Source organism: bacterium, from assembly GCA_022616075.1.
GTDB lineage: Bacteria > Acidobacteriota > HRBIN11 > JAKEFK01 > JAKEFK01 > JAKEFK01.
Genome location: JAKEFK010000176.1, coordinates 1 through 7,210 on the forward strand (window position 1 = coordinate 1; position 7,210 = coordinate 7,210).

Annotated in this window: 7 protein-coding genes; 3 read left to right on the forward strand and 4 right to left on the reverse strand. The window is 48.1% G+C overall.

Features of this window, described 5'->3' with window-relative positions; translation table 11 throughout:
• Positions 1-123: 123 nt before the first annotated feature.
• A complete protein-coding gene (locus L0156_13835; GenBank protein MCI0604077.1) occupies positions 124-1,455 on the forward strand; it encodes an aminopeptidase P family protein in 1,332 nt (443 codons plus the stop codon).
• Positions 1,456-1,457: 2 nt separating this feature from the next.
• The gene (locus tag L0156_13840) at positions 1,458-2,189 is read left to right on the forward strand and encodes a glycosyltransferase family 2 protein (GenBank protein MCI0604078.1); all 732 of its coding nucleotides are present in this window, start codon (positions 1,458-1,460) and stop codon (positions 2,187-2,189) included.
• 42 nt (positions 2,190-2,231) lie between these two features.
• On the opposite strand, the gene L0156_13845 is transcribed toward L0156_13840, so the two are convergent.
• Genes L0156_13845 through L0156_13860 form a run of 4 tightly spaced genes read right to left on the reverse strand, consistent with a single transcriptional unit; the run spans position 2,232 to position 5,539 of the window.
• Positions 2,232-3,302: an NAD-dependent epimerase/dehydratase family protein gene (locus tag L0156_13845; protein MCI0604079.1), complete on the reverse strand. Its 1,071-nt coding sequence runs from the start codon at positions 3,300-3,302 to the stop codon at positions 2,232-2,234.
• Entirely contained in the window at positions 3,299-4,540 is a 1,242-nt protein-coding gene (locus L0156_13850; GenBank protein ID MCI0604080.1) for a class I SAM-dependent methyltransferase, read from the reverse strand. Before L0156_13850 ends, L0156_13845 begins: the two co-directional genes overlap by 4 nt.
• Positions 4,541-4,544: 4 nt before the next feature.
• A complete protein-coding gene (locus L0156_13855) occupies positions 4,545-4,931 on the reverse strand; it encodes a cupin domain-containing protein (protein MCI0604081.1) in 387 nt (128 codons plus the stop codon).
• Entirely contained in the window at positions 4,928-5,539 is a 612-nt protein-coding gene (locus L0156_13860; protein ID MCI0604082.1) for an acetyltransferase, read from the reverse strand. Before L0156_13860 ends, L0156_13855 begins: the two co-directional genes overlap by 4 nt.
• 61 nt (positions 5,540-5,600) lie before the next feature.
• On the opposite strand from L0156_13860, the gene L0156_13865 reads away from it, so the two are divergent.
• Positions 5,601-6,815: a DUF2142 domain-containing protein gene (locus L0156_13865; GenBank protein MCI0604083.1), complete on the forward strand. Its 1,215-nt coding sequence runs from the start codon at positions 5,601-5,603 to the stop codon at positions 6,813-6,815.
• Positions 6,816-7,210 lie beyond the last annotated feature (395 nt).

The following is a 7,210-nucleotide window of genomic DNA, read 5'->3' on the forward strand; positions in this document are numbered from 1 at the left end:
CGCGGGCATCCTTGCCCGCAAAGCACTCGTCGAACTCGATAGTTTTTGCGGACTGGAAGTCCGCGCTCCAGCTGACTTTTCGGACAGTCTCGCCGGCGTTAAAAACTGCTGTAAAATCTACCCATGTTGAAAATAATGATTTGCATTCTTTTACTTTCTACCTTTGCATTCTCTGCAACGATTGAACCTTTGCCGCCGTTGCGCAGGCAGGCGGAGATTCAACAAGAGTGGCTAAAACATCGCCTCGACCGGGTGTTGCCGGCGGTGATGCGCAAACATCATGTTGACATGTGGCTGGTGATCTGCCGCGAATACAACGAAGATCCCATCTTCTTCTCGCTGGTTTCACCAACCGTCTTCGCAGCAAGACGTCGTACCATCTATGTTTTTCATGACGAAGGTCCCGACAAAGGAGTGGCGCGTCTCGCTTTAGGTGGCGGATCGAACGGCGGACTCTATCAAGTCTATCGCGATCCGAACGTAGAAAACCGTGAACTGTGGGGACAGGGGCAGTGGGCGCTGCTAAAGAAACTGCTGGAGGAAAAGAAACCACAGTCGATCGCCATCAACGTTTCACGCACACATGCTTTTTCCGATGGTCTTTCGGCGTCGGAAAAAGAATCACTGGAGGAAGCTGTTGGTCCCGAATGGACCAAACGTTTTGTTTACCCTGAGTTGTTGCCGGTGGAATTCATCGCGACGCGGGTTCCGGAAATGTATGCCACCTATGTGCAAATGATGCGAATGGTGCATTCCTTGATCTCACGCGCATTCTCCAACGAAGTCATTACGCCGGGAAAAACGACGAGCCAGGATGTCGTCTGGTGGCTGCGGCAAGAAGTGAACAGGATGGGACTCGATGTGTGGTTTCAACCGTCGGTTCGTGTGCAGCGCAAAGGAGCCACGGGGGTTCGAATTCTGGATGAAGCAAAAACAATTGTCATCGAATGTGGTGATGTGTTGCACACGGACTTCGGCATCAGCGCGATGGGTCTGAACACAGACACTCAACACATGGGTTACGTCTTAAAAGAGAATGAAAAGGATGCACCCGCAGGAATCCGGAAAGCTTTATCGAATTCCAACCGTCTTCAAGATCTTTTAATGGAACGGCTAAAGTCAGGTAAAACGGGAAACGAAATTCTACAGGAAACACTTGCTGCCATGAAGGCTGCTCGAATCAAAGGAACTGTTTACACACATCCCATCGGAGACCATGGTCATGGAGCGGGACCATTGATCGGACTCTGGGACCGCCAGGAAAGCATCCCGGGACGCGGCGACGTGCCTGTATGGAATCAAACGTGGTTTTCCATAGAGCTCGCAACAGAAACACCCGTTGCTGAATGGGACAATCAAGAGTTATGGGTAGGCCAGGAAGAGGAAGCCGTTGTGAAAGATGGAAAGGCACAATGGGTGCTTCCGCGGCAAACGCAATATCATCTCGTGCGCTAATCATGAAACTACCATCCGGACAAGAATTGCGGGTTGTGACCGCCGTTGTTGCTTTCAACGAAGAGAAGAAATTGAAAAGTGAATTTGAACGTTTTCATCCTGACCACACGGATGAAGTTTTGCTTGTAGATGATGGCTCAACGGATGGATCGGCTAAGGTAGGGCGCGCCGCAGCCGTCACGGTGATCAGTCATCCTGTCCGCAAAGGTGTGGGAGCCGCTGTTCGCACCGCCATCGCCTATGCGCTCGAGAAAAATTACGATGTGTTAACGATCATGGCCGGAAATGATAAGGATCGTCCGGACGAAATCCACCGGTTGTTAGCAAAAATCGATGAAGGCTACGACTTTGTGATCGGATCCCGGTACTTGCCGGGCGGATCTTACGGGAATACTCCCTTCTATAGAATCATTGCCACGCGATTCGTTCATCCATTTGTTGTGTGGATAACGACAGGTCGAAAACTCACCGATACTTCTACCGGGTTTCGCGCCATACGAACCACCCTGTTTCGAGATCCGCGCGTGCGCGTGGAGCAGGATTGGCTGAACGAATACGATTGCGAAATGTACATCATGTACAAAGCCGCAACACTCGGTTATAAAATCGCAGAAGTCCCAGCATCAAAAATCTATCCACCCTGGCAGCTGAGTTACACAAAAATGAAACCAATCAGCGGCTGGTGGAAAATGCTGCGCGCGTTCTTTTACTTGCGGTTGGGAATCAAGAGTTAAAAAGAAGTATGGCCTGCTGGAAGCCGGCGTTACAAGCCGCTATTATGGAGCCATGTTCCGCTGATTCTCCACAAACCAGTTCAAAGTCCGATGCAGTCCCGAACGCAGATCCACTTGAGGCGAGTAGCCAAGCTCTTTTTGAATCTTGGACAAGTCCGGCACTCTTCTTTGTGGCTCCCCTTTTGGATAGGAATCAGGATACTCAATAAACTCAATGGAAACCGTATGCGGAAATAAACCGGCGATTTCTTGCGCCAGTTGCGCCATCGAAATCTCCGGATAATCGTTGCCCACGTTGTAGACTTCTCCCGGTTGCGGAGACAGAAGAACCTTGAGAAAACCGGTCACAGCATCCGACACATAGCAAAAAGTTCGAGTCTGGTAACCTTTGTTATGGACAGGCAATGATTCTCCTTTCATCGCGCGAAGCAAAAATGTCGGAATCACCCTGTAGTCGTTCACTTTCATTCCGGGACCGTAAACGTTAAAGGGTCTTACCGTTCGAACGGAAACTCCAAAGCGGTGAAAGTATGTCATGCAGAGAGTTTCGCCGAGGCGTTTCGATTCATCGTAACAAGCGCGCGGTCCCGTGCAGGAAACGCTACCAAAATACGTTTCGGGTGTAGGAATGGATTCCGGCGCTGGATCTCCGTAAATCTCGCTTGAGCTGAAAAACAAAAAGCTCTGGATTGTCTTTCGTCTGGCCAATTCGAGAAGGTTCTTTGCTCCCCAGATTGCGCTTTCGATTGCTTCGACAGGAAAAGTTCTGTAGTGAACAGGCGAAGCGATTCCTGCGGCATGCAAAATGTAATGCAGGTCGCCTTCCATGTCATAAGGAAGACTGACATTATGTTCCACGAAGTGGATGTTGGGGTCTGTGATTCGTGTGAGTATGTGGTTTCGTGAACCCGTTATGTAATTATCCAGTACAAATACTGTGCACGGATGAGAAAAAATATCCCGGTTCAACTGTTGAAACACGGCAACGATATAGCTTCCCAAAAAACCGGATCCGCCTGCAATCAGAATCGTTTTTCCTTCCAACGCAGCGGCTTCGGTTTGAATTGCATTCAGAATTCTTTGAAGGTCCTCAGAAACAATAGACTGAATCAATTTTCAATAACCTCCGGCGAAGGAACGGGCAGAATAAACTTGCCTCCGGAGCTGCGAAAGGAAGAAAGCCGTTCCATGATGGAATCCGCAAAATTCCAGGCAAGTATCAATACATAATCCGGACGATCTACGCTGAGCCGGTCCGGACTGGAAACGGGAATATGCGAACCAGGGGTAAACAAATTCTGTTTGAGAGGGCTATCATCCGCAATGTATTCCAGTTCCCTGTGGGTGATTCCAAAATAGTTTAACAGCGTGTTTCCTTTTGCCGGCGCGCCATATCCGGCGATCCGTTTACCGGCTGATTTTAACCGCTGGAATAAATTTCGGAATTTTTCACGGTTCTGCTGAACTCTATCCGAAAAGCTTCGCCAGGTTTCCAGGGAATAGATCGCCAGGTCCTCTTCCAGCTCCAGTAATTTCCGGACAGAATCTGCGGATTCCTGTCCGGCGCCTGCGTTACGGACAAACACGCGCAACGAACCGCCGTGCGAATCCACTTTCTGTACCTCAAAAACTTGCATTTCCTGTTTTTGAAAATGGTGGAGCAACGGTTTCAGAGAGAAATACGAAAGATGTTCGTGATAGATCGTGTCAAAAAGATTTTTAGTAAGCAAATCGACCAGGTAGGGCACTTCAAAAATGAAGACACCATCTTCACGGAGAACTGCACGGACCGCCTTTACAAAAGAATCCAGATCATCCACGTGCGCGAAAACATTATTTGCAGTCAGGATGTGAGCTTTCCCCCTAGCTTCTGCGATGATTTGCGCTGTTTTGATTCCAAAAAAAACGGGAAGTGTATCAATGCCGGCTTCCGTAGCGATTCTTGCCAGGTTCTCCGCAGGATCCACGCCGAGAATTCGCGCGCCCAATTCCTTGAACGGCTTCAACAGAATGCCGTCGTTGCTTCCCACATCGACCACAAGCGATTCTGAATCCAGCTTGAAACGGTGATAAACCTGCTCGGCAAATGATTGAAAGTGGGCGCGAAATGAACTCGATGTCGAAGAAGCATACACGTAGTTCTTGAACAACAATTCCGGATCGACCACATCCTTCAGCTGCACCAGCGCGCAATTTCCGCAAAGACAAACGGCCAGCGGAAATCTCATTTCCGGTTCTTTCAATTGATCGGCGGTCAAAAAAGCATTGGCCGGAGGCATCAACCCCAAAGATAGAAATTGTTCGAGCGCTTGACTCTTGCAAATTCTGCACTCAATGTTTGTTTTGAACATGAGACTAAACCAGCTGGATTCTTACCGTGTCTTTCTCGTAGGAACCCTGTTCCCGCCTTTCCGTGGTAAATGCTAAAAACAGGGTGTCTTCGAGAAAATGCATGGCGTGCGCCATCATTGGTGGAGAGAGCACCAGATCTCCTGGATGGATGATGTAGGATCGCTTTTTGCTATTCATGGAATTCATATCCTTTTCGGTGTACACCATTTTTCCGCTGAGCAAATACACATAGTGCGTATCCTTTTTGTGATAATGATTTGCGCGGATGGAACCTGCTTTTGAAGTGATTAAAAGCACACTGCGAACGCGGATATCGGGATCGAAAATGTTTTTGATAGCGCCGCGCTCATCGGTAATCGCATCACCGACATTTCTGAGAATCCTTTTCACGAGATTCTCCTCAATTGCTTTCTTACCTCTTTATATCGCCGGGAGCATTCCTCACATTCGAGTGTTTTTCTTTTGGAAGGAAGAGGAAGGCCGCATTCACACATCCATCCGACCTGTCTCGCAGGATTCCCCACTACCAGAGCGTATGGCGGAACAGGTTGAATCACAACAGCGCCCAGTCCGACTGTGGCGAACTTTCCTATGATGATTCCGGCAAGGATCATGGCTCCTGCGCCAACGGTCGCGCCGTATTCCAGAGAGGTTTTCAAAATCACAGCTTGAGGATTTTGATATCGTTCTTTTGCTTCAGGAGCTCGGGGAGAACGCGGATACGCGTCGTTTGTAAAAACTGCATAAGGGCCGACAAAAACCGCATCGGCAAGATGAACACCCTCCCACAATGCAACTCCGTTTTTTACAGTCACATTGTTGCCGACTGATGCTCCCCCTTCCACGTAACAATGACTACCGATGTTGCAGTTTTCGCCAATGCGAGCCCCCTTCTTGATAACCGTGTATTGCCAAACTCTTGTGCCCTTGCCGATGAACGTTTCAGCGTCGATCTCAGCCAAAGGATGGATGAAAGGATTCCCTCCACGTCGAGCCATGAAAAAGGGATTATAGCATAGGGGTTCTGAGCTAATTGTGGCACTACTATAATATGTTCTCATGAACCGCTCGTGCTTTCTACTCGTTGCGATCTATTTTGCTTTGGGAGCCCTCATCCTTTCTTCCGCGCCGCTTGGAAGCTTTCCGGACGAAAAAAATCACTATGCATACACCATGTTTGTTCGAACGCACGACGCCCTGCCCCGAATGGATGATTCAGGAATTTCCGTTGCTTTTCATCCCCCGCTTTACTATTTCTCTTGCGCTCTGGTGATTCATCCGGATCAGGATCCATGGACCAATACTGTTCGTTGCAGAATCTTTTCTCTGCTTCTAGGTGGTGTCACGCTAATTCTAATTTACAAAACTGCTTTGCTGATCTCTCCAGAAAATCTTGAACTGGCTTTGCTTTCTACAGCATTCGCGGCCTTGAATCCTCAATTCATATTCATTCATTCCGGAATCTCAAACATTGCAATGACAAGTCTAACGTGCGGCTTGACGACCTATCTCCTGATTCGCATGGTAACGATCGGTCATGTCGGGCCTAAGCAAACCGCGGCATTAGGAGCCGGTCTGGGATTGGCATTGCTTTCCCGATCCGTTTCCATTTACTTGATTCCTGTGATTCTTCTTGGAATCGTTTATCGGACCAAAAAAGCTGGCGCTCTAACCATCCAAACTATGTTCAAAACGCTACTTCCGGTCTGTTTGTTTGCGGCGGTGATATCGGCCTGGTGGTTTTTGTGGAGCTGGCAGCAATTCGGAGATCCATTCCAGTTTCAAATCGGAAGAGAAAAAGCAGGCGGATCGTTTACACCCAGTGATCCTGTTAGTTTCCGACACTTACTCCAAACCTGTGCGTTCCTGCATGCATCCTTCTGGGCTTATTTTGGGAGGATGGAATTTCACGCCGGCGTTACTGAATACACGATCTATCTAATCCTGGAAGTTTTGGCTTTGATCGGAATTTTTCAGATATCGAAAGAAAAAAAGCAAGAGGAACCATTTGAAAAAATCCCATTCCTGCTCTTAATGTTCAGTGGCTTTTTAGCAAACGCGCAGGTCATTCTATTCAATATGAAAATCGCTTCACCGCAAGGACGCTATCTTTATATGGCGATCATTCCTGTATGCATCGGGCTGGGCGCGGGCATCTTGAAAATTCTGCCGCAACAAAACCGAAAACCGGCAACTGTGGCGCTTATCTTATTTTTATTTTTGCTGTGCCTTTATCTGCTTTTGTTTTACTGGTTTCGTGTATTTCTGGACTAGCTCCGCGACCTCTGCCGCATCCAGATTCTTATTTGCGGGACCATTATGCTTTATCTAAATGCTGAATGATACTTGTTGTATTTTCCTAGGCGTACAGATCGTAGTTTTCCTCATAGTGTTCTTTCTGCAACCGTCATACGTCTTCTAAGCGCTCTTCTTCTGTTCTTTTGAGGCGGATCTTTTATCACATCGCTCAATTCTAATGCCTTTATCCGCCTACCCTCACCTTACCCTCTCCTTCAACAGACACGCTTCTCCCAGAACGAAAATTGTGTTGACTTGCGGAAGGGGGAGGGGGTACTAATTATCAATTGGTGTTAGTTTCTGGTAAAATAAGTGCCCGCACGAGGAGGAACAAAACACAATGAATCCCTTAGAACTACTCAAGAAATCAG

Bases quoted from the DNA above. Each gene is read 5' to 3' on its own strand.
- L0156_13835 (MCI0604077.1), top strand. From the start codon at position 124: ATGTTGAAAATAATGATTTGCATTCTTTTACTTTCTACCTTTGCATTC.
- L0156_13840 (MCI0604078.1), top strand. From the start codon at position 1,458: ATGAAACTACCATCCGGACAAGAATTGCGGGTTGTGACCGCCGTTGTT.
- L0156_13850 (MCI0604080.1), bottom strand. From the start codon at position 4,540: ATGTTCAAAACAAACATTGAGTGCAGAATTTGCAAGAGTCAAGCGCTC.
- L0156_13860 (MCI0604082.1), bottom strand. From the start codon at position 5,539: ATGGCTCGACGTGGAGGGAATCCTTTCATCCATCCTTTGGCTGAGATC.
- L0156_13865 (MCI0604083.1), top strand. From the start codon at position 5,601: ATGAACCGCTCGTGCTTTCTACTCGTTGCGATCTATTTTGCTTTGGGA.